This window comes from Amycolatopsis sp. CA-230715 (assembly GCF_018736145.1).
In the GTDB taxonomy this organism is placed as follows: domain Bacteria; phylum Actinomycetota; class Actinomycetes; order Mycobacteriales; family Pseudonocardiaceae; genus Amycolatopsis.
On the sequence record NZ_CP059997.1, the window covers coordinates 1,294,254 to 1,321,036 of the forward strand.

Annotated in this window: 24 protein-coding genes and 2 pseudogenes; 13 read left to right on the plus strand and 13 right to left on the minus strand. The window is 70.0% G+C overall.

Features of this window, described 5'->3' with window-relative positions:
* Positions 1–41: 41 nt before the first annotated feature.
* Entirely contained in the window at positions 42–2,909 is a 2,868-nt protein-coding gene (locus tag HUW46_RS06180) for an AfsR/SARP family transcriptional regulator (RefSeq protein ID WP_215546357.1), read from the plus strand.
* A gap of 4 nt (positions 2,910–2,913) precedes the next feature.
* Here the strand turns inward: HUW46_RS06180 and HUW46_RS06185 are convergent, their stop codons facing one another.
* Together HUW46_RS06185 and HUW46_RS06190 are read right to left on the minus strand one after the other, a co-directional pair.
* Positions 2,914–4,086, minus strand: a complete 1,173-nt coding sequence (locus HUW46_RS06185) for an acyltransferase family protein (RefSeq protein ID WP_215546358.1) — start codon at positions 4,084–4,086, stop codon at positions 2,914–2,916.
* Complete coding sequence (locus HUW46_RS06190) at positions 4,083–5,963, minus strand: glycosyltransferase (protein ID WP_215546359.1); 1,881 nt, start codon at positions 5,961–5,963, stop codon at positions 4,083–4,085. Before HUW46_RS06190 ends, HUW46_RS06185 begins: the two co-directional genes overlap by 4 nt.
* A gap of 798 nt (positions 5,964–6,761) precedes the next feature.
* Between HUW46_RS06190 and HUW46_RS48995 the strand changes: the two are divergent.
* From HUW46_RS48995 to HUW46_RS06200, 4 genes and pseudogenes are all read left to right on the plus strand, one after another.
* A pseudogene (locus HUW46_RS48995) lies at positions 6,762–6,890 on the plus strand (DUF6444 domain-containing protein); the annotation flags it as partial.
* 21 nt (positions 6,891–6,911) lie between these two features.
* The gene (locus HUW46_RS06195; protein WP_215546360.1) at positions 6,912–7,076 is read left to right on the plus strand and encodes an IS66 family transposase zinc-finger binding domain-containing protein; all 165 of its coding nucleotides are present in this window, start codon (positions 6,912–6,914) and stop codon (positions 7,074–7,076) included.
* A 6-nt stretch (positions 7,077–7,082) separates the two neighbouring features.
* Positions 7,083–7,322 (plus strand): annotated as a pseudogene (locus HUW46_RS49000) (IS66 family transposase); the annotation flags it as partial.
* A gap of 23 nt (positions 7,323–7,345) precedes the next feature.
* Complete coding sequence (locus HUW46_RS06200; RefSeq protein WP_215546361.1) at positions 7,346–7,966, plus strand: IS66 family transposase; 621 nt, start codon at positions 7,346–7,348, stop codon at positions 7,964–7,966.
* Positions 7,967–8,120: 154 nt separating this feature from the next.
* On the opposite strand, the gene HUW46_RS06205 is transcribed toward HUW46_RS06200, so the two are convergent.
* Positions 8,121–9,377, minus strand: a complete 1,257-nt coding sequence (locus HUW46_RS06205) for an HNH endonuclease signature motif containing protein (RefSeq protein WP_215546362.1) — start codon at positions 9,375–9,377, stop codon at positions 8,121–8,123.
* A gap of 573 nt (positions 9,378–9,950) precedes the next feature.
* Between HUW46_RS06205 and HUW46_RS06210 the strand changes: the two genes are divergently transcribed.
* Positions 9,951–10,694, plus strand: coding sequence for a GAF and ANTAR domain-containing protein (locus tag HUW46_RS06210; RefSeq protein ID WP_215546363.1), 744 nt, complete (start codon positions 9,951–9,953; stop codon positions 10,692–10,694).
* Positions 10,691–11,416, plus strand: coding sequence for a GAF domain-containing protein (locus tag HUW46_RS06215; RefSeq protein WP_215546364.1), 726 nt, complete (start codon positions 10,691–10,693; stop codon positions 11,414–11,416). The genes HUW46_RS06210 and HUW46_RS06215 overlap by 4 nt, the downstream gene beginning before the upstream one ends.
* Before the next feature lie 6 nt (positions 11,417–11,422).
* On the opposite strand, the gene HUW46_RS06220 is transcribed toward HUW46_RS06215, so the two are convergent.
* Genes HUW46_RS06220 through HUW46_RS06250 form a run of 7 tightly spaced genes read right to left on the minus strand, consistent with a single transcriptional unit; the run spans position 11,423 to position 17,782 of the window.
* Positions 11,423–12,649, minus strand: coding sequence for an acyl-CoA dehydrogenase family protein (locus HUW46_RS06220; RefSeq protein ID WP_215546365.1), 1,227 nt, complete (start codon positions 12,647–12,649; stop codon positions 11,423–11,425).
* On the minus strand, positions 12,646–13,515 hold the full coding sequence (locus HUW46_RS06225) for an SDR family oxidoreductase (RefSeq protein ID WP_215546366.1): 870 nt from the start codon (positions 13,513–13,515) through the stop codon (positions 12,646–12,648). Before HUW46_RS06225 ends, HUW46_RS06220 begins: the two co-directional genes overlap by 4 nt.
* Positions 13,515–14,384, minus strand: coding sequence for a MaoC/PaaZ C-terminal domain-containing protein (locus HUW46_RS06230; protein ID WP_215546367.1), 870 nt, complete (start codon positions 14,382–14,384; stop codon positions 13,515–13,517). The genes HUW46_RS06225 and HUW46_RS06230 overlap by 1 nt, the downstream gene beginning before the upstream one ends.
* Positions 14,377–14,811 carry a type II toxin-antitoxin system Rv0910 family toxin gene (locus HUW46_RS06235; RefSeq protein ID WP_215546368.1) on the minus strand — a complete coding sequence of 145 codons (435 nt, stop codon included), beginning with the start codon at positions 14,809–14,811 and terminating at the stop codon, positions 14,377–14,379. The genes HUW46_RS06230 and HUW46_RS06235 overlap by 8 nt, the downstream gene beginning before the upstream one ends.
* 18 nt (positions 14,812–14,829) lie before the next feature.
* Positions 14,830–16,065, minus strand: a complete 1,236-nt coding sequence (locus HUW46_RS06240; protein WP_215546369.1) for a lipid-transfer protein — start codon at positions 16,063–16,065, stop codon at positions 14,830–14,832.
* Positions 16,066–16,094: 29 nt separating this feature from the next.
* Entirely contained in the window at positions 16,095–17,102 is a 1,008-nt protein-coding gene (locus HUW46_RS06245) for a HEAT repeat domain-containing protein (RefSeq protein ID WP_215546370.1), read from the minus strand.
* The gene (locus tag HUW46_RS06250) at positions 17,096–17,782 is read right to left on the minus strand and encodes a HEAT repeat domain-containing protein (RefSeq protein WP_215549705.1); all 687 of its coding nucleotides are present in this window, start codon (positions 17,780–17,782) and stop codon (positions 17,096–17,098) included. The genes HUW46_RS06245 and HUW46_RS06250 overlap by 7 nt, the downstream gene beginning before the upstream one ends.
* A gap of 203 nt (positions 17,783–17,985) precedes the next feature.
* Between HUW46_RS06250 and HUW46_RS06255 the strand changes: the two genes are divergently transcribed.
* The 3 genes from HUW46_RS06255 to HUW46_RS06265 all read left to right on the plus strand — a co-directional run bounded on the left by HUW46_RS06255 (position 17,986) and on the right by HUW46_RS06265 (position 20,416).
* On the plus strand, positions 17,986–18,240 hold the full coding sequence (locus HUW46_RS06255; RefSeq protein WP_215546371.1) for a PLD nuclease N-terminal domain-containing protein: 255 nt from the start codon (positions 17,986–17,988) through the stop codon (positions 18,238–18,240).
* A 93-nt stretch (positions 18,241–18,333) separates the two neighbouring features.
* The gene (locus HUW46_RS06260; protein WP_215546372.1) at positions 18,334–19,110 is read left to right on the plus strand and encodes an acetoin reductase; all 777 of its coding nucleotides are present in this window, start codon (positions 18,334–18,336) and stop codon (positions 19,108–19,110) included.
* 106 nt (positions 19,111–19,216) lie between these two features.
* Complete coding sequence (locus HUW46_RS06265) at positions 19,217–20,416, plus strand: hypothetical protein (RefSeq protein ID WP_215546373.1); 1,200 nt, start codon at positions 19,217–19,219, stop codon at positions 20,414–20,416.
* Between the two features lie 17 nt (positions 20,417–20,433).
* Here HUW46_RS06265 and HUW46_RS06270 read toward each other — a convergent pair whose 3' ends face one another.
* On the minus strand, positions 20,434–21,216 hold the full coding sequence (locus HUW46_RS06270) for an MBL fold metallo-hydrolase (protein WP_215546374.1): 783 nt from the start codon (positions 21,214–21,216) through the stop codon (positions 20,434–20,436).
* A 92-nt stretch (positions 21,217–21,308) separates the two neighbouring features.
* On the opposite strand from HUW46_RS06270, the gene HUW46_RS06275 reads away from it, so the two are divergent.
* The 3 genes from HUW46_RS06275 to HUW46_RS06285 all read left to right on the plus strand — a co-directional run bounded on the left by HUW46_RS06275 (position 21,309) and on the right by HUW46_RS06285 (position 24,976).
* Positions 21,309–21,911, plus strand: coding sequence for a TetR/AcrR family transcriptional regulator (locus HUW46_RS06275; protein WP_215546375.1), 603 nt, complete (start codon positions 21,309–21,311; stop codon positions 21,909–21,911).
* Between the two features lie 76 nt (positions 21,912–21,987).
* On the plus strand, positions 21,988–22,671 hold the full coding sequence (locus tag HUW46_RS06280; RefSeq protein ID WP_215546376.1) for a TetR/AcrR family transcriptional regulator: 684 nt from the start codon (positions 21,988–21,990) through the stop codon (positions 22,669–22,671).
* A gap of 7 nt (positions 22,672–22,678) precedes the next feature.
* Positions 22,679–24,976 (plus strand): ATP-binding protein, encoded by a 2,298-nt coding sequence (locus HUW46_RS06285; protein ID WP_215546377.1) that lies wholly within the window; start codon positions 22,679–22,681, stop codon positions 24,974–24,976.
* Positions 24,977–25,105: 129 nt separating this feature from the next.
* Here HUW46_RS06285 and HUW46_RS06290 read toward each other — a convergent pair whose 3' ends face one another.
* Together HUW46_RS06290 and HUW46_RS06295 are read right to left on the minus strand one after the other, a co-directional pair.
* Positions 25,106–25,894 carry a hypothetical protein gene (locus HUW46_RS06290; protein WP_254125863.1) on the minus strand — a complete coding sequence of 263 codons (789 nt, stop codon included), beginning with the start codon at positions 25,892–25,894 and terminating at the stop codon, positions 25,106–25,108.
* A gap of 149 nt (positions 25,895–26,043) precedes the next feature.
* Complete coding sequence (locus HUW46_RS06295; protein ID WP_254125865.1) at positions 26,044–26,772, minus strand: Crp/Fnr family transcriptional regulator; 729 nt, start codon at positions 26,770–26,772, stop codon at positions 26,044–26,046.
* Between the last annotated feature and the right edge of the window lie 11 nt (positions 26,773–26,783).

The following is a 26,783-nucleotide window of genomic DNA, read 5'->3' on the forward strand; positions in this document are numbered from 1 at the left end:
TCGCGGACGCGCGACCGGTCCGGACTCGGCAGGCTGGTTCGATGACGGTGGCAGACGAGCGGGTTCGCCTCGGGGTGCTCGGCCCGCTCCGGGCCTGGCGGGGCGAGTCCGAGATCGCGCTCGGTTCACCGCAGCAGCGGGCGGTGCTCGCGATGCTGGTGCTGCGCGCAGGTGCCGCGGTGTCGATCGGGGAACTCGTCGACGGACTGTGGGGCGAAGCGCCGCCGAACCACGCGGTGGCGGCGCTTCGCACCTACGTCGGGCGGCTGCGCGCCGCGTTCGGCCGCCGCCCGCCCGATCAGGTCGTCACCTCGGTCAGCGGTGGATACCAGCTCGCGGCCGGGGTCGAAACCGATCTCGGCGATTTCGAACGCGGGGTCGCCGACGCGGAGCTGGCCCGTACCGCCGGTGATCTCGGAAAAGCCAGGACCGCGCTGCGCACCGCGCTGGCGCTCTGGCGGGAGGAACCGCTTGCCGAAGTCCCTGGCCCGTACGTGCGGAGGCAGCGCGAACGGTTGACCGAACAGCGGTTCGCCGCGCTGGAAACCCGGCTGGAGATCGATCTGGCGCTCGGCGAGCACGCCGAGGCCGCCGCGGAACTGAACGATCTGGTGCACCGGCACCCGTTGCGCGAGCGCTGGCACGGCCTGCTCATGCGGGCCCTGCACGGTGGTGGCAGGCCGGCGGAAGCGCTCGGTGTCTACGCCGACCTCCGGCGGCTGCTCGACCGCGAACTGGGCTGCGAACCCGGCGAAGAACTGCGGGCCCTGCACGCACGGCTGCGCGCCGAAGCCGATTCGGGCAGGGCGCCCGATCCGGCGAGAATCGCCGTACCGGCGCAACTTCCCGCCACCATCACGGATTTCACCGGACGCGGCGACCAAGCCGAACAGGTGCGCGCGGCGCTCACCAGCGGGCCGCCCACCCCGCTGGCCGCGGTGACCGGGACCGGCGGGGTCGGCAAGACCGCGCTGGCGGTCTCCGTGGCGCACTCCGTGCGGGACCACTTCCCGGACGGGCAGCTCTACGCCGATCTCGGCGGTACCGACGCCGAGCCCACCGCACCGGACCGGGTGCTCGCCAGGTTCCTGTACGCGCTCGGCGTACCCCGCGAGGACGTCCCCTCGGGTGCCGCCGAGCGGGCCGCCCTGTTCCAGGCCATTGTGGCCACTCGAAAAGTGCTGGTACTGCTGGACAACGCGCGCGACGTCGAGCAGGTCGAACCCCTGCTGCCCGGTGGCGACGGCTGCGGGGCGCTGGTCACCAGCCGGGCGAAGCTCGGCTGGCTGCCGTGCCGGGCGGTACACCTGGACGTGCTGCCGCCCGCCGAAGCGCTGGCGCTGCTGTCCCGGCTGGTCGGCGAACGGCGCGTCGACGCCGAGCGAACGGCCGCGCTGGAGGTGGTGTCCGCCTGCAGCTTCCTCCCGCTGGCCATCCGGGTCGCGGGCGCCAGGCTGGCGAACCGGCCGTCGTGGACGATCGCCTCGCTGGCCGAACGGCTGGCAGGCGAACGGGTGCGGCTGCGCGAGCTGCGGATGGCCGATGTCGCCGTGGAAGCGACCTTCGACCTCGGCTACGCCCAGCTCGCCCCGCCGCAGCGCAGGGCGTTCCGGCTGCTCGCGACCATCGACGGGGTGGACTTCACCGTGCCGCCCGCCACCGCGATCCTCGATCTGTCCGAAGAGGACACACTGGCGCTCATCCAGTCCCTTGTGGACGCCAGCCTGCTCGAAGAACCGTCGCCGGGCTGCTTCCGCTTCCACGACCTGGTGAAGCTCTACGCCCGCCAGCGCAGCGAAGCGGAGGACGGGGCAGGCGAGCGAGCCGCCGCGCTGGCACGGCTGCTCGACTACGCGCTGGCGACCGCGCGCAACGCCTACCGCGGCGTCGAACCGGAGAGCGTGCTCGCCGATCGCCTGTCCGCGACCACGTCCACCGGCACCTCCTTCGGCAGCCCAAGGGACGCGCAGGACTGGGTGGCGAACCGCCGCCCGGTACTGCTCGCGACCACCCGCCGCGTCGCCGAGAACCCCGCGTGTTCGCTGCGCCCCGCGGCGGATCTGCTGCTCGTCGCCGGGCTGCTCGTGGACGGCGGTACCGCGGGCGCGGATCTCGAGCAGACCGGCCGGGTGGTCGCGCGGGTCGCGGCCGAGCGCGCGGACCCGGCCAGCGGCGCGCAGGCGCACATGGTGCTCGGCAAGGTGGCGCTGGAGAACGGGCGCCTCGACCAAGCGGAGGACGAACGCCTGCTCGCGCTCCGGCTGAGCAGGCGGGCGGGCGATCACCTCCTGATCGCCACCTGCACGCTGGCTTCCGGGGTCGTCGCGGTCGAAGCCGGTCACTACGCCGAAGCGGCCGAGGATCTCGACGAGGCGGTGACCTCCTACCAGGCGATCGACGACCGGCCGGGCAAGCTGTTCGCGCTCGCCTACCTCGCCCGCGCCCAGCTCGGCCTCGGCAACTCCGAAAAGGGGCTCACCATGGCCGAGCACGCGGTCCGGGTCAGCCAGACCGTCGGCCCGTGCGGGATCGCCGCGCGGGCGGCCCTGCACCAGCTCGGCACCGTGCTCGCCGCACTGGGCAAACTGCACGAGGCGATCGAGGTGTGCACGGAATCCGCGCACCTGGAACGGAAGTCCGGCAACACCCTTCGCGAGGCGAGCATGTCGATCCTGCTGGCCGAGCTGTACCTCCGGGCGGGCAGGCCCGCCGAAGCGATGCGCCACGCGGAACTGGGCCACGTCACGAGCCGCCGGATCGGGCACGCGCAGTTCAGCGGCCTCGCGCTGGAGGTGCTCGCACAGGCCCTCGACGCCCTCGGCAAAAACGACCGCGCCCGCGCCTGCCGCCGGGAAGCGGTGGAGATCCTCGACGGCACGAACCCCGACCGGTTCCGGGATTCCTTGTGACACCTCAGTTCGCGGGCGGTGGAAGGGGCTCGTAGTAGTTCCGCGGGCGCCCGTCGCGGTCGAAGGCGGCGCCGATCTTCTCGCCGGTCCGCTCGATCGCGTGGTAGCTCAGGAATCCGGCGGGGACGGCCACGAGCAGCAACAGCGACGACGTCACCGGGAACGCCCACGGCGTGCCGGGGTGCGGCAGCAGCCCGGCCGAATCGAGCACGCGCAGCAGCGGTTCGTGCCAGAGGTAGATGCTGTAGCTGACCAGGCTGATCGCCACCAGCGGCCGCCAGCGCAGCCACCGCGGCCCCGCGGCGCGGCTGAGCGCGGTCGCCCCGATGAGCAGGGTGAGGCCGACCGCGAACGCCGAATGCGCGAACGCGTCCGGCATGCCCTGGTACCGGCACCAGATGCCCGCGCCGACGACCCCGATGCCGAGCGCGCCGACCGCGGTGCGCGCCGAGCGGTTCGGCCAGCGCACCCCGGCGGCCGCCGCCACCGCGAGCAGCAGGCCGATGGCGAAGACGTCCAGTTTCGCGGGCGGGTTGAACCAGATCGACCACGCGTCGGCGGGATAGCGGCGGACGAAGACGGCCCACAGCTTGTAGCCGAGGCTGATCGCGATCAGCGCGCCGATCCCGCCGGTGAGGATCCACAACCGCGCCCCGCGGCCGGGCACGCGGCGGCACACCGACTGGGCGAGCGCGCCGAGCAGCGCCAGCAGCAGGTAGAAGTGCACCTCGATGCCCAGTGTCCAAGCGGGACCGTCGGTGTAGAAGATCTTCGCGTCGCTCCAGACGTGGGTCATCGTGAGGTGCAGCAGCAGATCGCGCCAGTCCCCCGGCAGCACCGGGTTGCTGATCGCCCACACGGTCAGCACGACGAGGACGTACAACGGGAATACGCGCACCGCGCGCCGGATGAGGAAGGCGCGGGCGCGTTTCGGGCTGCCGACGCCGAGCGCCGCGCGGGCGTAGGGCAGGCCGAGCAGGAACCCGGAAAGCACGAAGAACAGGTCGACGAGCAGGTCGGTGTTCATCAGCACCTCGTGCCATACCGTGCCCTGCAGCGGCCACCTCGACTCGGGCCCGTACCGGTTGTGCTGGTAGCCGTGGAAGAACACGATCACGAGCGCGGCGACGGCGCGGTACCCCTCGATCTCGAACTTGCCGCCCTGCCCGGTGTTCATCCGGTCTCCAGCCGGACCTCGGCCGCCGGTGCGGCGCGCGGGGTGACCACCCACTGCCGTTCCCCGCTGAGCTCCTTGAGCTGCGCGGTCCGGCTGATCAGGTTCTTCATTTCGGTGTAGAAAAGGATCGAAAAGAACAAGTAGGCGAGGAACCACACCCGGTTCCTCCGGATTTCCGGGGCGGCGAGCCGCCAGGTGAACAACACCGTCGCCGGTCCGGCCGAAATCGTGTACAGCGAGGTCAGCAGAAACGTCGGAATCGTCCAGTCGAGTTCGCCGATCCCGCCCGCGCGCCAGATCAGGAACGCCATCACCGGAAAGATGAGCAGCGAAAGCCAGGGGTAGACCTCCCGCCAGCCGAGCAGGAAGGCCGCGCCGAGCTTCTGGCGGTGGCTCAGCCCCGGCGAGCGCAGTGCCGAGCCGAGGTGGCGGCGGGAGACCTGGAACCAGCCCTGCGCCCACCGCATTCTCTGGTGCCACAACGCTTTCAGCGTGGTCGGGGCGAGCTCGCGGCTGAGCAGGCCGGGGTCGTAGACGAGTTCGCGGCCGCTGAGCAGCGTGCGGAACGTGGAGTCGATGTCCTCGGTCAGCATGTGGCCCTGCATCCGGGTTTCCCGCAGCACCCTGGTGCGCCAGAACCCGTTGGAGCCGCCGAAGAGTCCGAAGTGGTGCAACGCGGCCCTGCCGGTGTGGCTGACCGCGTAGATCGACTCGAACTCGACGGCGACCATGCGGGCGACCGCGCCGGTGCCGCCGTTGCGGATCACGCAGTGGCCCTGCACGACGTCCGCGCCGTCGGCGAGCCAGCGCCACGCGCGGCGGAACGCGTCCGGGGCCGGGTGGTGGTCGGCGTCGAAGATGGCGGTGAACTCCCCCGTGACGACCTGCAGCGCGGCGTTGACGTTCTGCGCCTTCGACGTGGAGTTGTCGACCTTGAGCAGGACGAGCCGCGGATCGGCCGCCGCCATCGCCGCCAGCTCCCGTTCGACCGGCAGCGGCCCGGGTGTGTTGTAGGCCAGCACGATCTGCAGCGGGCCGGGGTAGTCCTGGCGCAGGAACGACCGCAGCGTGTCCGCGATCGTGGCGGCTTCGTTGGGCAGGTACGCGGCGATCACCGCGGACGCGGGCGGGTGCGGGCCGCCGGGGTCCTCGGGCAGCGGCGGCGGGGACAGCGCTCGCAGCCCCTCCGCCCAGATGAACGCCGAGGTGATCAGCAACGCGACGAGCACGGTGAGGTACACCGGCGCGCCGATGTCGAACCCCGCCGAATAGAGCGCCACCAGCAGCAGGAACGGCAGCACGACACCGAGCGCCACGGTCGAGAGCGCCTGAAGCCAGGTCCGCGCGCCGCGGGAGAGTCTCCGCGGCGGCGGTTCGCCGTCGGACTGCTGCCAGCGGCGCGGCAGCAGGTCGAGGTGCCCGCGCGCGATCTCGCAGGCCACCGTGGCCCGGTCCGCCAGTTCCAGTGCCGCGAAGGGATGCCCCGCGCTCGCCCACCCGCAGATCGGCGTGACGTGCAGATGGTCCCCCGCGAACGGGAAATCCGCCCGGTTCACCCGCTGGATCATCTCGACGAGCCGCTTGCGCGCCCGCGCTCCGGTGGTGCCGCGCAACAACACCAGGATGCCGCCGTCCCCGTCGGTGCCGACCAGTTCGTGGCCCGCGAGCAGGTCACCGATCAGCGCCGCCGCCTCGCACACCACGCGCTCGAGCCCGGCGCGGCCGAACCGGTCGCGGAGCTGGACGGCCTCGGCGAGCCGGAAGACCGCCACGATCGGCTCCCGGCGCGACCGCTCGCGCCCGCGAACCAGCTCTTCCGCCGCGCGCGCCCATTCGGCGCGTGGCTGCGGCACGCGCCGGGCCGCGAGCGGGGTCACCTTGATACGGTCGCCACGCGCCTCACCGCGCACAACGGATAACTGCGAGCCCATATTTCTTCCATGGTCGTCCGACTGGTGAACGAGGAACAAAAATGCGGGCTTCCGGTGCGCCGCAGCCAGCGCAGCGATGGTTACCCGACTCCTCGTTAAAGTCAAACGATGCACCACGGATATCTCGTGTTTTAGCAACATCAGGCGAGTGCGCCGCCGAACTGCCGCATCCTGGTGACACCCCCACCCTCTTTTCCGGAAACCCGATTTCAGCCGGTAGCGCCACCATCGCGCCATGTCACATTTCGCGCGAAAGCACGAGAACAGGAATCGGTAATTGTCATCCGGGAACGAATGCGCGGACGGTGACCGTCAGGCGTCGCGGCCGCGGATCGCGATGACTCCGGCACCGACCGTGGCTCGGTGATCTGTGGCTGCCCCGCGGTGGCACAGGATGGTCGCCGCAGGGGCCGCCAGATGCCGCTGAGCACGCGTTGCTTACCCAGCCCCGTTATGCCGCGACCGGTCCCGGCGTGCACCGCCACCGTGGCGCCATGCCACGGACGGATATGGTCACCACCCGTCCCGAGGCCACACAATTGCTGGAACTGGGCCAGGTTTGCGCTTGTACCCGCTGCGATCCTGTTCGGCACGGGTGTTCCCAACGATGCCACGGCAGCGTTCTCGTATCCTGCGCGCCGTGGCCGGGCAAAAGGGATGAGAACTGCATGATGGACGAAATGGACGACCAGAAGTTGAGGCCTCCGGAAGATTGACGGGAAACGGCGGCGCGAGGTCGCTTCGTTGAAGCGTCGTCTTGGGCAGGATTCGGGTAACTCGTCAATGCCGCCGTCATCGGACCGGTTCAGCAAACCGGCGCCGAAGTCGTTGCGCGGCAAGACCGGTCGCAAACGGGGCAAGCAGCCAGGAGCCCCGGGGGCAAGTCTGTCGTTAGTGGACGGTCCCGACCATGTCGTCGAGCATGTTCCGTCGTCGTGCGGTGATTGCGGCACGGGGCTGCGCCACTGTGACAAGGTTGGTGTGACGCGTCGGCAGGTGGTGGATCTGCCGGAGGTGCGCCCCTCGGTGACCGCGCTGGCCGCGTATCTGCTGACCTAGCAGCACATCCCGGGCGCCCGCACCGCCCAGCTCTTGGCGGACCTGATGGGTATGCCGGTCTCCACCGGCTGGGTCGCCGGACTCCTCGCACCGATCGCGGCCGAGCTGGACGAGTTCGAAAACCAGGTCACCGAGGCGATACGGACGGCGCCGGTGGCGCATTTCGACAAGACCGGGATCCGGGTCGAGGGCAAGACCTGGTGGCTGCACACCGCCTGCACCTCCATGCTGACCGAGTACCTTGCCCACCCGCTGCGCGTAGCGAGGCGATGGACGAATTCGGGATCCTGCCGACCTTTCGCGGTGTCGCGGTCCACGACGGCTGGCGCCCCTACGACTACTACGGCCTCACCCACGCCCGCTGCAACGCCCGCTACCTACGCGAACTGGTCGCCGCCAGCGAAACCCACCCCGAACACAGCTGGCCACGCTTCGCGATCGCCGCCCTGGAGAAACTCACCAACGCCGCCCACAAAGCCCGCGAAGCCGGACGCAGCACCATCCCCGCCAAGACCTTGAAGCCATTGACCACCCAGTTCATCCGCACCGTCAACGTCGGCCTGCTGCTGCACCCACCCCAACAAGGACGCAAGCAAGGCGCCACGCATCGCCTACTCAAACGCTTACGCGACTACCAGCACGACACACTGCGCTTCGCTCGCGACCTCACGGTCCCGTTCACCAACAACCAAGCCGAACGCGACCTCCGCATGATCAAAGCCCAGCTCAAAATCTCCGGCGGCTGGCGCACCCCACACGGCGCACACACCTGGCTCCGCACCCGCGCCTACATCTCCGCACTCCGCAAGAACAACATCCACATCCTCACCGAACTCCGCAACGCAATCACCGGAAACCCTTGGCTATCAACAGTCCGCACAACAACCTGAATAGTTACCACGCTGGTACACCCGACACCAACGCCGGAACAATCCGGGCGCGCCAATTCCGCCCTTCGCCCGATAGCGGTTGAAGGGCCCCGGATTTCGGCCAGTCCACTGTGGATATAGCGGACTGCTGGGCCGCCAGTGGCGGCGGAGTTGCTTAGGCTGCGCGGGGTTGGGCGGTGTGGCGGTTGGTTCGGGGTCTTCGCCATGGGTCGACGAACTCGGGTGGGGTGAACTCCGGAAGGCCGTCGACCATGCGAAGTGTCCAGTCACTACGATGTAAAAGTCTGTGGTGATGAGCACATAACAGCACGAGATTACCTAAATCGGTGGTGCCGCCGTGTGCCCACGGGACGACGTGGTGCGCTTCGCAATGCCGCGGGGTCCGCGAGCATCCGGGGAAACAACACCCGCCGTCCCGCAATGCCAGCATGAAGCGAAGCGCCTCAGTCACCAACCGCCTGGCCCGCCCCATCTCCAGGGGCTGGCCGTCGCCGTCGAGTATGGCTGGGATGACTCGGCAGTCGCATGCAAGGATCCGGGCTTCGCTCGCGGTGATGTCGGTGACCATGTCCAGGCAGGCTGTGCCCAGTTCCTTTTTCAGAGCATCCAGTGGGATGGTCACGATCAGGCCCGAACGGCCACCGCTGCGGTTCGGGGATTCGGGGTGGCTGGCGGCGAGGGCGATGATTTCCATGAACGCGTCCCCGTACCGCTCCGCGCGACTCCGCCGCACCAGCTCACCATCCTGGTCGCCCTCGCTGGATTGGGCGAGTGGGTCCAGCAGGGCGAGGGTTTTCGCGGCCGACACGGGATCGAGGTAGCCGTCGAACTTCGCCGAACCATCCTTGCGCTGATGAACGTTCAGCTCCCGCCTCGGCTCGGGGATGTCGCGGGGTTCGGGGCCGTCGGGATCGAGACGGTCGAGGATTTCCTTACCCGCCTTGCCGATCTCCCTGACACCCGCCCTCCGCGCCAACTCGACCAGAGTCTGTTCCGCGAACTCCCGATCCTCCCCCGACACCGCAGCCGGGATCTTTTCCAGCACCCGCACGATCCCATCCACATGCTCCGGCGAGATCTCACCCTCCCGCACAGCCTCACCGCCAACAGGCGCGGCAGCGGGAATCTCCGCACCATCGATCCCCTGCCCTGGGTTAGTGGCCAGCGCCCGCTTCACCAGTTTCTTCACACCGGGGCCGGAACTGCGCGCGATATCCGCCACCAACCCAGCCACACCGGTGTACCCCAAAGCACGGGCGCCACCGTTGTCCAGATGCGCGATGATGCGGTGAATGCGGGATTCTTGGCGCCACCAGGACACGAACTCCTCCCGCAACAGAACGGCCAGCTCACCTGCGGGAAGCTGCCACAGTTCCTGTTGCGGCACAAGGGAAGGAGAAGTCTCGGACACCCTGCCAGCCTACCGCCGATCGCACGCACGTTCGATAGTCCAAACGGGCGAAACACGCGAGTACCACCGCGAAAACCGTTGACACACAAGGGTTTCCGACAACAGCGTCGCGAAGTGCAGCGACACCAACGAAAACGGAACCCTGCGAACCAACCAACCCTCACCGCACCCCGGACAGCGAAGCCGAGAAGCTCCTTCCCGTCCAAAGCCATCTTTAAACCGCAGCACGACACGGCGAACCAATCCGTCGGCGCTCCCCACGTACGCCACCACGTCGACGAGAGCCTCCTGACGACCATGCGCCAGATCGCCAGCATGCTTCGCGGCATCTGCCCTGAGCGGCGCCCGGCCCGGCGATGCGCGCTAGAGTAAGAGGCGCATCGCCAGGTCGCCGCAGCCGGGTGGAACCGGCCGATGCGGGGCCGTGGACGGAACGACCGGATTCGAGGCGAGCACCGCTTCCCGTCGGCGAGCACCTCTTGGCCCCCTGCGGTCATCCCACTCCCGTCCGGGCGTGCGCCGGGACCCTGCCATGGTCGCGGAAACGGGACTCGACCGATCGGCGGTTTCCCCGTGCCTTCGACCGAACACGACGCCCGCATCGCCGAAGCCGTGTGCGACCTCGCGCACCGCGATGGCGAGAACTTCGATTCCCTCGAACTGTTCTACGACCTGACCACGCACGCGCTCGCCTTGCTGCCCGTGCAGTGCGCCGGTATCACCGTGATGGACGAGCGCAGCGAGGTCACCCACGTCACCGCTTCCGACGAGCGGTGCCGCAAGCTGGAAGACGTCCAGATCAAACTGGGTGAAGGCCCCTGTGTGGACAGCGTGCGCACCGACGGACCGCTCGTCCCCGCGCTGTTCGGGCCGGGCACCTCCGGCAACGAGCGCTGGCCCCGGTTCGCCCCGCACGCCCAGCGCGCCGGGATCACCTCGATCGCGGCCGTGCCGTTGCGGGCCTTCGACACCATGCTGGGTGCGCTCAACCTGATGAACGCGCGGACACCGGCGCCCACCGCGCTGGATCTGCGCGTCGCGCAGGCGATGGCCAGCACCGCCGCCGCGGCCTTCCTGCACCAGGACCGGATTCGCAGCCAGCAGGACATCGTGGCGCAGTTGCAGGGAGCCTTGAACAGCCGGATCGTGATCGAACAGGCCAAGGGCATGCTGTCCGAACGGTTCCGCGTCTCGGTGGACGAGGCGTTCGTCCGGTTGCGCGGGCACGCCCGCTCCCGGCGGATCTCCCTGAGCACCCTGGCAGGCGAAATCGCCCAGGGCGAAGGTCCCAGCGAGCTGAACCCGGCACCGCGGTGACCACGACGCCGGAGTCCCCCGGCGACGCGGTCACCGCGGCGCTGTCCCGGCTCCGCTCCGTCGCCGACGACGGGCTGCCCCTCGGTGCGGTGGCCGCGGGGCCGATGGCGGCACTGCTCGGCGTGGACGCCCTCACCCTGTGCGGGATCGCGGCTGACGGAGGGCTCGAGCTGGTGTGGTCCGACCCGGCCAACGTGCTCGGCGTCGAACTCGACGACCTGCAGTACATCCACGGCGAAGGCCCCAGCCTGGACGCCGCGCGCCTCGGCACGGCCGTCAGCGCCACGGACCTGACCGCGATCTCCGCCTCCCGGTGGCCCGTGTTCCAGCCAGCCGCGCTGAGCCGGGGTGCCCGCGCCGTCATCGCCACTCCGCTGATGCTCGGGGCCAGCGTCATCGGCGTGCTCACCGGCTACCGAACCACCAGCGGGGCGTTTCCCCGCGAGCAGCAGCACAACATCGGTCGCTTCGCGCAGATAGCGCGCACGCTCCTGCTGCAAACACCGATGGGCCCATCCCTGTCCGGCGCTCGCGCGGACACCGACCTGGTGTTCCACCGCGCCGAAGTCCACCAGGCCACCGGCATACTCGCCGTCCAGCTCGATCTCCCGCTGGGTGCGGCGCTCGCGCGGCTGCGCGCACACGCCTACCGCCACGACCGCGCCCTGCTCGACGTCGCCCGCGACATCATCGCCCACCGGCTCCACCTGGAGGCGCCATGAGCGCGATCAGTCCGCGAGCAGGCCCTTGGCGATGTGGGTCACCTGGATCTCGTTACTGCCCGCGTAGATCATCAACGACTTGGCGTCGCGGGCGAGCTGTTCGACCCGGTACTCCGCCATGTACCCGTTGCCACCGAACAACTGCACCGCCTCCATCGCGACCTCGGTGGCCGCCTCGGAGGAGTACAGCTTCATCGCCGAGGCCTCGGCGAGCGTGGGCACGGTCCCGGCGCGCATCTTCTCGATCGTGGAAAACACCATGTTCCGGACGTTGACGCGCGCGACTTCCATCTTCGCGAGCTTGAGCTGGATCAGCTGGAAGCGGCCGATCTCCTTGCCCCATAACGTCCTGCTCTTCGCATAGGCGAGGCAGCGGCGGTGGCATTCGTCGATGATGCCCATCGCCAGCACGGCGACACCCACCCGCTCCGCGGTGAAACCGGTCTTCACCTCGGCCCTGCTGTCCCCGCCCGCACCGGGTTCGGTTTCCCCGAGCAGCCGGTCCCGGCCGAGCCGGACGTTGTCGAAGAACAGTTCGCCGGTGGGCGAGGACATCATGCCCATCTTCTTGAACGGCTTGCCCTGCGTGAACCCTTCCATTCCCTTGTCCAGCACGAAGGTCAGCACCTTCCGGTCGCGCTTGTCCGCGCCGTCGCCCTCGTCGAGCTTCGCGTAGACCACGGTGGTGTCCGCGTAGGGGCCGTTGGTGATGAACGTCTTCTGTCCATTGAGGACATAGCCGTCGCCGTCGCGCCGGACGTGCGTCTTCATGCCGCCGAAGGCGTCGGAACCGGAATCGGGTTCGGTGATCGCCCACGCGCCGACCTTCTCGAAGGTCGCCAGGCCCGGCAGCCAGCGTTCCTGCTGTGCCAAGGTGCCCTTGGCCAGGATGGTCTGCGCGGTGAGCCCGAGGCTGACGCCGATGGAGGCGACGACGCCGAGGCTGACCCCGGCCAGTTCGCTGATCGCGACGACCGCCATCGTCTCCTGGCCACCGAAGTCGAACCCGCGCTTCTCTTTGGCGGGGCCCGCGGCTCGTCGCTTCTTCAGCAGACCGCCGACGGCCTCCTTCGCCAGCACGTCGATGCCGAACGACGCGAAGAGCTTGCGGATGATGTCGTACGGCGGCAGCTCACCGCTTTCCAGCACGTCCACGTGCGGCCGGATCTCTTTGTCGACGAATTCCCTGATCGCCTCGCGGACGAGCAGATCGCTCTCGGACCAGTCGATCACGGCAGCCGTCCCGCGATGTCGTCGATCGTCCAGGCTTCGTCGGTCTCGATGACCTTGACGTCGTGCCAGCCCGCGAGTTCGGAGATCGCACCGCCCTGCACCGCGAACACCTTTCCGGACAGCGGGCAGTTCTCGGTGGCGAGGTAGGCGACCAGCGGGGAGATGTTGGCCGGGGACAGCGCGTCGAACTCGCCCTCGCCGACTTCCTGGGCGAAGATCGCGCCCATGCCCGGCGTGGCGAGGGTGAGCCGCGTGCGCGCGATCGGCGCGATCGCGTTGACCCGCACGCCGTAGCGCTCCAGCTCCCCGGCGGCCACCAGGGTGAGCGCGGCGATCCCCGCCTTGGCCGCGCCGTAGTTGGCCTGCCCGGCGTTGGGCAGGGTCACCCCGGACGCCGACGCGGTGTTGACCACCGCGCCCGCGACCGGCTCACCGGCCTTCGACCGCGCCTTCCAGTACACCGCCGCGTGGTGCAGCACCGCGGCGTGCCCCTTCAGGTGCACCGCGATCACCGCGTCCCACTGCGCTTCTTCCAGTCCCGCGAGGAACGCGTCGCGCAGGATGCCCGCGTTGTTCACCACCACGTCGAGCCGGCCGAACTCGGCGACGGCCTGCTCGACCAGGTTCGCCGCGTCCGCCCAGTCCGCGACGTTGCCGGTGTTGGCGATCGCCGTCCCGCCCGCCGCGGTGATCTCGCCGACGACCTCCTGCGCCGGTCCCGCGTCGGAGCCGCTGCCGTCGTTGGCGCCGCCGAGGTCGTTGACCACGACGCTGGCGCCCTCCTTCGCGAACAGCAGCGCGTGCTCCCTGCCGATGCCGCGTCCGGCCCCGGTGATCACCGCGACCCGCCCGTCGAGTGCTCCCATCAGGATTCTCCTTGCCAGTCGGCGAATTCCGCGACCCCGTCCTTGAGTACCACGGTGTCGCCGACGGTGGTTTCGTAGGCGTAGGAACCGTTCCCGGCGTCCCAAATGGACGTTTCAAGGTCCTGTCCCGGCAGCACCGGTTTGGCGAACCGCACCGCGAGCCGCTTCAATCTGTCCACATCGGACCCGCCGATCCCGGTGAGCAGCGCCCACGACGTGAACGCCATGGTGCACAGGCCGTGCGCGATGATCCCGGGCAGCCCGGACTCCTTCGCGACCTCCTCGTCGAGGTGGATCGGCATCGGGTCGCCCGCGGCGGGGCCGTACCGGAACGTCTGGTCGTCGTCGACGTGCTGGCGCACCGTCGCCGCGGGCGCGGCGACGCGCGACGCCTCGTCGAACTTGTGGCCGGGGGCGAGTTCGCCTCTGGTCTCCCCGGTGTCGAAACCGCGGACGAAGAACGTCACGTACTGCTCGTTGACCATTTCGCCGCCCGCGGCGCGGGTCTCCAGGTACACCGCGGCGCGCGTGCCGTTGGGCAGTCCCTGGTAGCCGGTCATCCTGCCGCGCGCGACCAGCTCGTCACCGGGCCGGATCGGGCGGTGGAAGCGGAAGTCCTGCTCCCCGTGCAGGATCCGGCCGAACAACGCCGGTGGCACCACCTCCAGCGCCGGTGCCAGCAGCGACTCGAACACCGGCACGATCGCGAACACCGGGCTCGCCACGTCACCGGCGCGGTGCGCCGGGATCGGGTCGTTGGTCGCGGCGGCGTACTCCGCGAGCCGCTCGCGGGTGACCGCGAACCGGGTCTCCTCCGTCCAGCGGTCCAGCCCCGCCGGGTCGAACCGCTCTTCCGCCTGCTCAGGCACCGACCAGCTCCTTGAACTTCGCGAGCGACGCGTCGAGGTTCTTCTTGCCGTCCTTCTCCACGGCCTTCCCCAGCGCGCCGACGATCATCTGACCGCTGAACTCCGCGTCGATCGTGGCCGTGGAACCGGTACCGGCGGGCTCGACCGAAAGCCGGAAGCCGACCTTCACCCCGGCCATCCCGGTGCCCGAGATCGCCAGCCGGTTCGGCGCGTCGAACTCGTCGACGGTCCAAGTGATCGTGTTGGGCATGCCGAGCATGGTGACCACTTCGGACACCTGCGCGCCCTTGGCGAACTCGGCTGGCACCTCGCCCTTCCACTTGGTGTGGATGGTCAGCCAGTTCTCGAAGTTTCCGGGGTTGGAGAACTCGCGCCACACCGCTTCGGGTGCGGCGGCGAGTTCGACGGAGGCGTTGATCCGGCCCATGGTTCGCTCCTCGGTGGTTCAGCGCTCGGCGCGCTGGTATGCGGTGACGACGGCGGCGCCGCCGAGCCCGATGTTGTGCTGCAGTGCCGCTTCCACGCCCTCGACCTGGCGCCGGTCCGCGGTCCCCCGCAGTTGCCAGGTCAGTTCGGCGCACTGGGCGAGCCCGGTCGCACCGAGCGGGTGCCCCTTCGAAATCAGGCCACCGGACGGGTTGACCACCCACTTCCCGCCGTAGGTCGTGGCACCGGAGTCGACGAGCCCGCCGCCGTCGCCTTCGGCGCACAGCCCGAGCGCCTCGTAGGTGAGCAGTTCGTTGGTGGAGAAGCAGTCGTGCAGTTCGATGACGCGGAAGTCCGACGGCCCCAGCCCTGCCTGCTCGTACGCCCCGCGCGCGGCCTGCTTCGTCATGTCGTAGCCGACGATGTTCTTGGCCGTACCGTCGAAGGTGGACGCGAAGTCGGTGGTCATCGCCTGGCCGACGATCTCCACCGCCCGCCCCGCGAGCCCGTGCGAGTCCACAAAGGACTCGCTAGCCAGCACGACCGCGCCCGAACCGTCCGAAGTGGGCGAGCACTGCAGCTTCGTCAGCGGGTGGTAGATCGTCTTCGCCGCCAGCACGTCCTCGAGCGAGTAGACGTCCTGGAACTGCGCGTACGGGTTGTCCGCCGAATGCCGGTGGTTCTTCACACCGATCTTCGCGAACTGCTCGGCCGTGGTGCCGTAGGTCTTCATGTGCTCGCGCCCCGCGGCGCCGAACATCCACGGCGCGGGCGGGAAGAGCACTTCGGAGATCTCCGCGAGCGCCTGAAGGTGGTTGCCCATCGGCTGCTCGCGGTCGTCGAAGGTGGACCCGAGCGAACCCGGTTTCATCTTCTCGAACCCCAGCGCCAGCGCGCAGTCGGCCTGCCCGCCCCGGACGGCCTGCGCCGCCAGGTACAGCGCCGTCGACCCGGTCGAGCAGTTGTTGTTCACGTTGACCACCGGGATCCCGGTCATGCCCAGCTCGTAGACCGCCCGCTGCCCCGAAGTCGACTCGCCGTAGACGTACCCGACGTAGGCCTGCTCGATCTCGTCGTAGGCGATACCGGCGTCGGCGAGCGCGGCAGTGCCCGATTCCTTTGCCATCGCCGGGTAGTCCGAAGTACTTCTTCCCGCTGAGGACTCATCAGCAGAGTCCCAGTCCGCACGACGCCCTGGCTTCTCGAACTTCGTCATGCCGACGCCGACGACGTAGACCCTCGGTGCGGTAGCCATGCCAACAAACATACAGACTGGCATGTATTTTACAAGCCCTCTTCGAGCACCCCCGCGAGAGCCGAGGCGACAAGGGCGACGGCCTCGTCCTCGTCACCGCCCAGTTCCCGCAGGACATCCCGCGCGAGGTCAGGCGGCATCTCCGCGAGCGCCTGGGTCAGGCGGATGCGCACCTTCGTGTCCTCGCGGTGCGCGGCGAGTTCCCCGGTCAACGCGGCCATGATCTCCTCCGCGCGGCCTTGGTCCAGCGACAGCGTGCCCAGCACCTCGCCCGCTTCGACGTCGTTCACGCCGTCGACCACCATGCCGACGAGCACGGGCACGGCCGCGAGCACGCCGCGAGCGCCCAAGGCCAGCGCGGCCTGCCCGCGTACGCCGGGATCCACGTCCCCGAGTGCGCTCTCGAGCGCCGCGGACGCCTCGTCGCCGGGCATCCCGGCGATCGCCGACACCGCGCGCCGCCGGACCTCGACGTCCACTGAGGACAGACCGGGCGCCAGGCTCGCCACCCCGTCGCCGCCCGCCCGCGCGAGCGCCCACCGCAGCGCGCCCGCGACGTTCGGATCGGTTTCGGTGAGCACCGCCCCGGCCAGCACCTCCGCCGGCACCGGCACGTCCTCGGCCGGGGCCAGCACGGTCTGCTGCCTTCGCGCGGCACTGGGTGAGTTGAGCCCGTGCAGGAGTTCGACGATGCGCAGCACGTCCTGCCAGCCGGAAAGCGCCGAGGCGTCGACCGCGCGGAGCCGGTCGAGCAGCTCCTGCTCCCGCTTCAGCCGGTCCTCGGTCCGCCGGATGAGATCGCCGACCAGATCGGACGGCGCGAAGGCGGGGTCCTCCAGCGCGCGCCCGATCTGGCGCAGCGACAATCCCAGCAACCGCAGGCTTTCCACGTGGAAGATCCGGCGGATGTCCCCGGCGGAGTACTCGCGGTAGCCGCCGACCGTGCGGCCGGTCGGCCGCACCAGCCCGAGGGAGTCGTAGTGCCGGAGCATCCGGGTGCTCACCCCCGAGCGGCGGGCCACCTCGCCGATCAGCACGCCGCTCCCCCGGCCCGTTCCGGACCGAGCGCGACGATCCGGTTCGCTTCGTCGACGTCCGGCTCGAACGCGGCGTCCGGGTCGCGCAGGAGCCGTTCGGTGGCGCGGGCGTGCGCGCGCACCACCGGGTCACCGCTCTCGAACCCCTTCCGCAGGGAAGGCTCGATCACGTCCCCGAGCGCGACGAGCGCCCGGCTGAGGCTCAGCCGCACGGCCCGGTCCCCGCGACCGAACTGCGCGGCCAGCTCCGCCGCCAGCGCTTCCCGTTCCCCGGCGGGCACGAGGACGACGGCGGCGCGCCACGCGCTTCGCGCGACCTCGTCGTCGGCGTCGCGCAGCAACGACCGCGTGATCGCGGGCCACGCGCTGCCGTCCCCGATCTTGGAGAGCGTGTGCAGCGCCTGGCTCCTGGCCTGTGCGCGTTCGGAACGGAGTTCCGCGCACAGGCCCGGCACCGTGAGCTCCGCCGGGAGCCGGGTCAACGCCCAGGTGAGCATGTCGCGCACGAAGAAGTCCGGCTCGACCGCGCAGCGCGCCACGAGCGCGTCGGCGAACCCAGGGTCGGGTCGCGTGCCCGCGGCCAGCGCGGCCTTCAGCCTGGTCGACGAGTCCTCGGCGGCCAGCGCGTCGAGCAGTCGCGTGTGCGCGGGATTCCGGTGTGCCGTGTTGATGGGAACCACCTCCGGCACCCAGTGAAGACCTTGTCACCGTGTCAAGGTCAAGTGCGTTACGCCCACCGTGGCCGGAACCCGTCCGGGTCGAACCCGTTCGCGTCCAGCGCGAAAGCACCGCCGAGTCCGAATGGACCCGCCCGGCTTCGCGGACGAGCGCGCCCGCTGGCGTAGGGTGCGGCCACGAAGACCCTCGACCAGCGAAGGAACGCATGCCGGAACACCTCTCGACCGCGCTGAACCTGAGCCAGAACGCGGCCGCCCAGGGACTGGGCATCGGCCTCATCATCGTGCTGGTGGCCGCGGGCATCGGCTTCCTCGTCTTCTTTTTCGTCGCACTGGTCAGCATCGTGGGCACCGATATCGGCTGCGGGGCGAAGATCCTGTGGCTGCTCGTGGTCTTCTGCCTGCCGTTCCTCGGCAGCCTTTTGTGGTTCGTCGTCGGCCGCCCCGCGCGCGAGCGGTAGCGCTGTCTCAAACTGAGACAGCGCCTGCCTTTCCGCGCCGCCATGGCCCGCCTACCTTCCGTTCAAGCCCAGCGACCACAAAGGAGTCATCGCATGAGCAAGAACGTTCTCGTCACCGGCGCGGCACAAGGGATCGGGAAGGCCATCGCACTGCGGCTCGCCGCGGACGGGCACGACGTCGCGGTCAACGACATCGCCGCGAACGAGGCGGCGCTGAAAGCGGTCGCCGAACAGATCCGCGCCGAGGGACGGCGTTCCGCCGCGGTCACCGCGGACGTGTCCGATCCGGACTCGGTGTCCGGCATGGTCGCCGAGACCGTGCGTGCCTTCGGTTCGCTGGACGTCATGATCGCGAACGCGGGCATCGCGCAGGTCCTGCCGCTGCTGGAGGTGACCCCGGCGGACTGGGACCGGATGATGGCGATCAACGCCCGCGGCATCTTCCTGTGCTACCAGGCCGCCGCGAAGCAGATGATCGCGCAGGGCGGCGGCGGGAAGATCATCGGCGCGGCGTCGATCGTGGCGCACCGGCCGTTCGCGTTGCTCGGGCACTATTCGGCGTCGAAGTGGGCGGTGCGCGGGCTCACCCAGGCGGCGGCGATGGAATGGGCCGAGCACGGCATCACCGTCAACGCCTACTGCCCCGGCATCGTCGGCACCGCGATGTGGGACCTCATCGACGAGAAGCTGGCCGAGTCCGAAGGGCTCCGGAAGGGCCAGGCCATCGAGAAGTACTCCAACCTGATCCACCTCGGCCGCGTCTCCGTCCCCGAGGACGTCGCGAGCTACGTTTCCTACCTCGCCTCGCCCGATTCGGACTACATGACCGGGCAGTCGGTGATGATCGACGGCGGGATCCAGTTCGCCTGAGCCGCGAGGCTGAAGACCCGCTGAAGGAACCTCGCGCGCACTGGCACCCCTTGCCCGGGACCGGGATGGTCGGACGTGGCAGACCCGCTACCGGAAAGGATCCTCGATGGAGGGTGCCAGGTCCCTTGTGGACAGTCCGCTGTCGCGTCGCCGGATGCTCGGCCTGTCGGCGGCGGCGCTCGGACTGACCGCGGCGGGCTGTTCCGTCACCGGAGCCGGTGCGGCGCAGCGCGTCGTCGCGCCGCCTCCGGCCGGTGTGCTGGCCGCGAACTTCAACCAGAGCCTGGACGCGATCGACTTCGCCGCGCTCGCGGCCGTGTCGGCGACCTGGCTGCGGGGCTTCTACCTCATGCAGAACGCCGATCGGGGCGAGGTGGCGGACCAACCCGGCATGCGCAAGCTCACCGACGCGATCGGGCAGGGCTACGGCACCGTGCTGAGCCTGAAGTTCGCCTACGACAACGGACTTCCCGCGCCCGGCAGCGGCGCGATGGCCACCGCGCTCGCGCGCATGGACAAGGTGCTCGCGGTGGTCATGGGCAAGGTCGACATCCTCGTCATCGGCAACGAGCCGTTCTACGAATGCGGCGGCAAGACCGCGAACCTCAACGAGTTCTACGAAGCACTCGCCCAGCACGCCATCGACTACCGGCGCGAGCACGCCGGAACGGGCAAGCAGACGCAGATCTACCTCGGTGCGCTGACCCGGCTCGAAAACCCCCGGAACGACTGGCTTCCCCACCTCGACCGCTGGCTGGACTTCGCTCGCGGCAACCACGACATCGCGGGTACCGACTGCCACCCGCACGTGGCCGCCGTCGGCGACTGCCGGAAGTACCTCGACCGCATCCTCCCCCGGCTTCGCCAGGACCAGAAGTTCCTGGCCACCGAGTTCTCACTGGTCAAGCTCTGGGCGAAGCACTTCCGGGACCCGGTTTCCGCCCGGTTCGCCGACGAGTACCACGTTCCGAAGGACACCCCCGTGTGGCAGGTGGCCCGTGACGCGGCCGAACACCCCGTCCCGCAAGCGGAGTGGAACGACTTCCTCCTGTCCCAGCCCTGGTTCGCCGACCAGAAGCGGTGCATGGCCGAGATGATGGCGATGTTCCGCGAGCACGACCGGTGCGCGGTGGCCGCCTACGGGATCACCCAGGACACCGGGGCGACGCACCACATCGGCCCCGACAAGAAACCGTGGCTGTTCAACAGCATCTTCTGCCCGTACACGGTCCAGCGCGGCCACGACGGCCTGCCCGGCCAGAACACCACGTGGCGGGACGAATTCCGCGCCCTGCAACACCTCTGACCGGGTCGCCCACGATTTCAGGCGGCCAGGTCCAGCCATTCGCCGACGGCCAGTACGTGGGCGCGCCGTCCGGCGTGCGCGTGGAACTCCTTTTCCGGGTCGGAAACCTCGACGTAGCCCGCGATCTTGTCCGGCTGCTCCGGCTCGTAGTGCATCGGCACCGCGTACCGGGCGTCGAGGATCTCCGCCGCCGCGGCGGACTGCCGCGGGTCCATCGCGGCGGGCAGCGGGCTCGGCGGCTGGAGGTGCGGCGCGTCGACCACCGCGCCGTTGGCGGGCAGGAACACCGCGTCGAACGGGCTGAACCGGCGCGCGATGAGCCACCAGTAGCCGTGGAACATCGTGTCGCCGCCGTGGAAGATCCGGTGCCCGTCGGCCCGCACGACCCAGTTCAGCTGCGGGTCGCCCAGCCCGTCGACGGCGGGGACCGCGGTGACGCGGAACGGCCCGGTTTCGCGGGTGGACCAGGCAGCCACGACCTCGGCGGCCAGCCCGTGCCGGGTGAGCTCGCGCTCGGCGGGCAGCGTGGTCACGTTGTCCACGTCGTCGCCGTGACCGGGCGCCGGGCGGAGCACCGGCGCTCCCGGTGCCAGCACGTCCGCGAGCGCGGCCGCGTCGGTGTGGTCCCGGTGCAGGTGGGTGACCAGCGCGGCGGTGACCTTCCCGCTCGGCGCCGCCAGCCCCGCACCGGACTTCCAGCCCGTGAACAGCGGCGAGAGGTCCCGCACGTAGTCGATCACCAGCCGTTCGCCGCCCGCCTCGATCTCCAGCCCGGCCCAGCCCAGTCGCCTCACCCGCATCTCGCACTCCTTCGCCTCGGTCGTTGCGGCGAAATTTAGCGTACGGTCGTTCGATAAATCAATAGCGAACGCACGTACGCTATTCTCGTCCCATGTCACCGCGACGCTCAGCAGCCGAAGCGCAGGCCACCCGGGGCCGGATCCTCGACCGCGCCGCCGAGATCGCCTCCGAGGAAGGGCTGGACGGCATCACCATCGGGCGGCTCGCCGAGGAGCTGGAGATGAGCAAATCCGGGGTGCACAAGCACTTCGGCACCAAGGAGACGCTGCAGATCTCCACTTTGGACAAGGCCTTCGTCGACTTCTGGCACCGGGTGGTCGAACCCGCGCTGGCCGAGCCGCCGGGCCTGCGGCGGCTGCGCGCGGTGTGCGCCAACTCCGTGGCCTACCTGGAGGCGCCGCTGCTGCCCGGCGGCTGCCTGATGACCGCGGCGCTCACCGAGTACGACGGCCGCCCCGGCCGGGTCCGCGACGCGGTGGCCGAGGTGTGGTCGCGCTGGCGGGACCGGCTGCGGGCGGACCTGGCCGCCGCGGTGGAGAACGGTGAGCTGCCCGCCGGGTTCGACGTCGACCAGGCGCTGTTCGAGATCGTCGCCGCCGGGCTGGCGCTGAACGCGGCCATGCAGCTCCAGCACGACCGGGCGGCCGCGGGCCGGGCCCGCCGCTCGATCGAACGGGCCCTTCGCCAGCCGTAGCCGCGGCTCCGCCCGCCCCGGTTGACAGCGCCGCGGACCGCTGCCATTCTCCCTAACGATCGTTAGGGAGAATGGCGTGGTGAACGAGAACGGCCGCATCCGCGATCTCACCGCGCTGACCAGGGCCCGCGCGGTGGATCCGCGGCTGCCCGACGGCACGAGCACGGGCACCGAGCTGCGGATCCTGCTGGAGTCGCTGCGGCTGTTCGCCCACCACGGCTACCCGGCCACCAGCGTCCGCGCCATCGCCACCGCGGTCGGCATCAAGGCACCCAGCCTGTACGAGCACTTCCCCGCCAAGGAGGACGTACTGGCGCGGATAGTCCACATCGGACACAGCGCGCTGCTGGCCGCGTTCGAGCGGACGATCGCCCGCTGCGATCCCGATCCGGTCAGCCAGGTTCGGGAACTGGTCCGCACCCACGTGCTCGTCCACGTCACCTACCCGTTGCTCGCGATCGTCGCCAACGACGAACTGCACCACCTCTCCCCCGAACGCGCCCGCGAAGCGCTCGCGTTACGGGAACGCACCGAGCAGATCGCGCTGGACGCCGGACGCCGCGGAGTCGACAAAGGACTCTTCGACGGCGCCGAACTCGTCGCGACCACCGCGGCGATCGCGAGCATGGGCGTGCGCGCGCCCTACTGGTTCACCCCCACCCCCGCCTACGGTCCCTACGACCTCGCCGACGCCTACGCCGAACTGGCCATCCGGATGCTGCGCCCGCCGAAACCCGTGCGGCGACGCCGATCGAGGTGACTGACCAATGTGGACCGACACCCGAACCGAGGACGAACCACGGACCGGCCGCGTGCGGACCGAACTCGACAGCTACGTCGGCCGCCAGCGGGAGTGCGCCGAAGTGCGCCGGTTGCTCGGCACCGCGCGGCTGGTCACGCTGACCGGTCCCGGCGGCGTCGGGAAGACCCGTCTCGCCGGGCGGGTCGCCGCCGCGGCAGGCGGTGCGTTCGCCGACGGGGTGCTCGAGGTGGCGCTCGCCGACGTCCGCGACGCCCGGCTGCTCACCGGGCTCATCGCGCACGAGCTGGGGTTGCACGACCGGTCACCGCGGTCGGCGCTCGACACCGTCGCCGGATACCTGCGGGACAAGCACTTCCTGCTCGTGCTCGACAACTGCGAGCACCTGGTCGAGGGCTGCGCCGAGGTGGCCGCCGCGCTGCTGCGCGGGTGCCCGCGGCTGGTGGTGCTGTGCACGAGCCGCCGATCCCTTGCGGTGGCGGGAGAACACGTGCACACCGTGCCGCCGCTGACCGTCCCTTCCGGACACACCGCCGCCGCCAAGGAGCTGGCGTCCTGCGATGCGGTGCGGTTGTTCGTCGAGCGGGCCCGCGCGGTGGTGCCGTCGTTCCGGCTCACCGACGACAACGGCACGGACGTGGCCAGGATCTGCCGCCAGGTGGACGGGTTGCCGCTGGGCATCGAACTCGCCGCGGCCCGCATCCGCGCGCTGTCACCGAAGCAGATCGCGCACCGGCTCGACGACCGGCTGGCGCTGCTGACCACCGGCGCCCGCACCCTGCCCGAACGGCACCGCACGCTGCGCGCCACCGCGGACTGGAGCTTCGCGCTGTGCACCGAGGTCGAGCGTGCGGTGTGGTCGCGGTGCTCGGTGTTCGCCGGCTCGTTCGACCTGGCCGCGGCCGAATACGTCTGCACCGGCCACGGCCTGGACGGCGAGGAAGTGCTCGCCGCGGTGGACACCCTGATCGACATGTCGGTGCTGGTGCGCGAGGACACCGCGTCGGCCGTGCGGTACCGGATGCTGGAAACCCTGCGCGAATACGGCCAAGAACACCTGGCGGCGCGGAACGCGGACACCGACGCCGCCCGCAGGCACCGCGACCACTACGCGCGACTGGTCCGCGACGCCGACGCCGGCTGGTTCGGACCGCACCAGCCCGAATGGATGGACCGGCTGGCCGCCGAGCACGCCAATCTCCGGGTCGCGCTGTCGTGGTCGCTCGCCGAACCCGGCGAAGCGGCCGCGGCGCTGCGCATGGCCGTCGGGCTGTCCGAGTACCTGGTGATGAGCGGAGCACCGCGCGAAGCCCGTGACTGGATCGACCGCGCGCTCGCCGCCACTCCCGAGGACGAACCGGGACGGGCGCGCGCACTGGGTTCCGCGGCGCTGTGCGCCCTGTTCCACTCCGATCTGCCGCTGGCCCGCGCCCGGCTGGACGAAGCCGACGGGCTCGACGATCCCGGGGCCCACGCGCACCTGAGCTACGCGCGGGGTTTCGCCGCGATGATGAACACCGAACCGGCCGTGGAACTCGCCGCGGAGGCGGTGCGCGCCTTCGCGGAGCGGGGCGAGATCCGCGGGCAGATGCACCCGCTGTTCATCCTCGGCGTTTCCGTGGCCTACCGCGGCGACCTCGGGCTCGCGCGGGCGCTGTTGCATCGGATGCGGTCGCTGTGCGAGGCAGCGGGCGACAGCCACTACCGTTCGATGGCCCTGTTCGGAATCGGGGTCGTGGAGGTGTGCTTCGGCGACGCCGGGGTCGCCGGGAAGGCGATGCGCGAAGCGTTGCGGATCGACCTGCGATCCCGCGACCGGTTCTCCGCCGCCTACCGGATCGACGGACTCGCCTGGGTCGCGTCGCGGCAAGGCGACCACACCGCGGCGGCACGGCTGTTCGGCGCGGCGGCGACCCTGTGGGACCGCTGCGGTGCCACCCCGGAGGTCGCCGTGTCGATCGCGCACCACGACTTCCGCGGTGCCACGCGCGACGCGCTCGGCGCCGAGGAGTTCGAGCGCGCGTTCACCGAAGGCCGGTCCCTGACCCCCGCCGACGCCGTCAGCGAGAACACCGCGAAGCCGCCGCGGACGCGGAACGCGGCAGGCCCGCTGACCCCGCGGGAACGGGAGGTGGCCGATCTGGTCGCGGCGGGACTGTCCAACCGGGAAATCGCGCACAGCCTCGTCATCGCGCCGCGCACCACCGACACCCACGTCCAGCACATCCTGACCAAGCTCGATCTCAGCAACCGGACCCAGCTCGCCACCTGGGTCCTCCGACGCCGCACCACCGGCGAATCCTGACCCGCGGTCGCGGTCAGCGTGACCCGGGTGCCCGCACTCCCGGTGTCGTGATCGATCCGCCCCCGGGACAGATCGACCAGCGGACACCGGGAGCGCGCCACCGACCCCGGCCGGGCGCGCGGTGGCAGCTCAGGCACTGCGTTCCCCCGCCGAATGTCCCGTCGCCGAACCGTTTCGGTTGTACTCGGCACCATCGGCGCCTTCGTTCGCGAGCGAGTGCCACGGCGGCATCCCGACGGCACCGTTGAGCCGGATCGGTTCCGCCCGCACGGTTTCACCGCGTTCGGCGTCGAGGCTGGCGAGGGTCTGTTCCGCGTCCAGGCCGGGCAGGTGGAGCCAGGCGTCGTCGGCGACGCCTGGCTCGGCAACGCTGATCCGGGTGCATCGCGCCGGGGGCACGAGGGAAACGGCGAACGGCTCGACGACCGCGCGCCAGACGGCCGAGGACACGGTCAGGCTCGCGCCGAACTTGTCCCCGGTGGGGTCCTTGCGGCACCAGTGCGTTACCGCCTCGGCGGCACGCGGGGCGGTGAGCAGCCTGGTCAAGGTGATGTAGGTGCGGTGGTACCGGTCCCGGTCGGCCATCGGTCCTATGTGGACGGCCACTCGCGCGCGCATGGGCATTCGCGCGTACCGGTTACGGGAGCGCAGCAGGTGATCCAGGTGGAACACGATTTCGACCAGCTGCCCGGCGGCGTCGTCCGGATAGGCGAGCATGACGCCGTCGCCGGTCTCCCGGAAATGCCGTGCCCCGTTCCACTCGAGACCGACGGTGGCCAGCGCGGCCGCCACCAGCGATTCCATTTCGGTTTTCATCGGCTCGAGAAGATCGTCGCTCGCGCGGGACGAACCGACGATGTCCACCGCGAGAACCGCGTGGGACCGGGCCTGGTACCGACTGGAGGTCAGCGTGAGCATCGTGACCCTCCCCCTCGTGTGCTGTCGGACTGGATAACGCCCTCGAATAGCTAACACAGAGGAGTGTCACGACTACGCTGGAAAAGTTCTGTCCCGCACAGGTCAGAACTCGACCAGGACGACAATTCAAACAGTGATCTAGATCACAGCTAATCCTGGCGCAATGCCACCAGCCGCGGCCGGTCCAGCACGGTCAGCGCTTTGCGGGACTTGGCGATGACGCCGTCGCGTTCGAGGGATTTGAGCGCCTCGGCGACGTTGGACCGGCTCAGCGGCACGAACTGGGCGAGTTCCTCCTGGCTCAAGGAGACCCCGACCCGCCACGCCCCGTCGCCGGGAACGCCGCAGATGTCGAGCAGGTGGTCGAGACGGCGGGCCACCTTCGCCATCGCCTGCGCCCCGCGGATGTGCGTTCGCTGCTCCTGCGCGACCGCGAAACGGCCGCAGACGGTCACCAGCACCTGCTCCATCGCCGAGACGTGACCGCGCAGGAACCTGCGGAACTCGGTGGCGGCGATCCTGCGCGCGCGAACGGGTTCGAGCGCGACCACGGTCGCCATCCGCGGTTGCCCGGCGACCACGGCGATCTCGCCGTGCAGATCACCGGGGACGCCGATGTCGAGGATGATCGTGTTGCCCTGCGAATCGAGGTTGCTGACCTTGACGAAACCGCTCTCGAGGAGCATGACGTAGTCACCGGGTTCGCCCGCGCGCATCAGCGGGTTCCCCTTGCCGAAGGTCTGCGGCGTGCCGAGCGTGCGGAGCCGCGTCCGCGCCGCGGCGTCCAGCCGGTGCAGAAAGGCGGGCCGTCCGCCGTTGCCGTCGTGCACTGGTTCCGCGTCCTCGTCCCGATGTCGCGTGCCTTTCCCCGCACTCACGGTAGTGCATC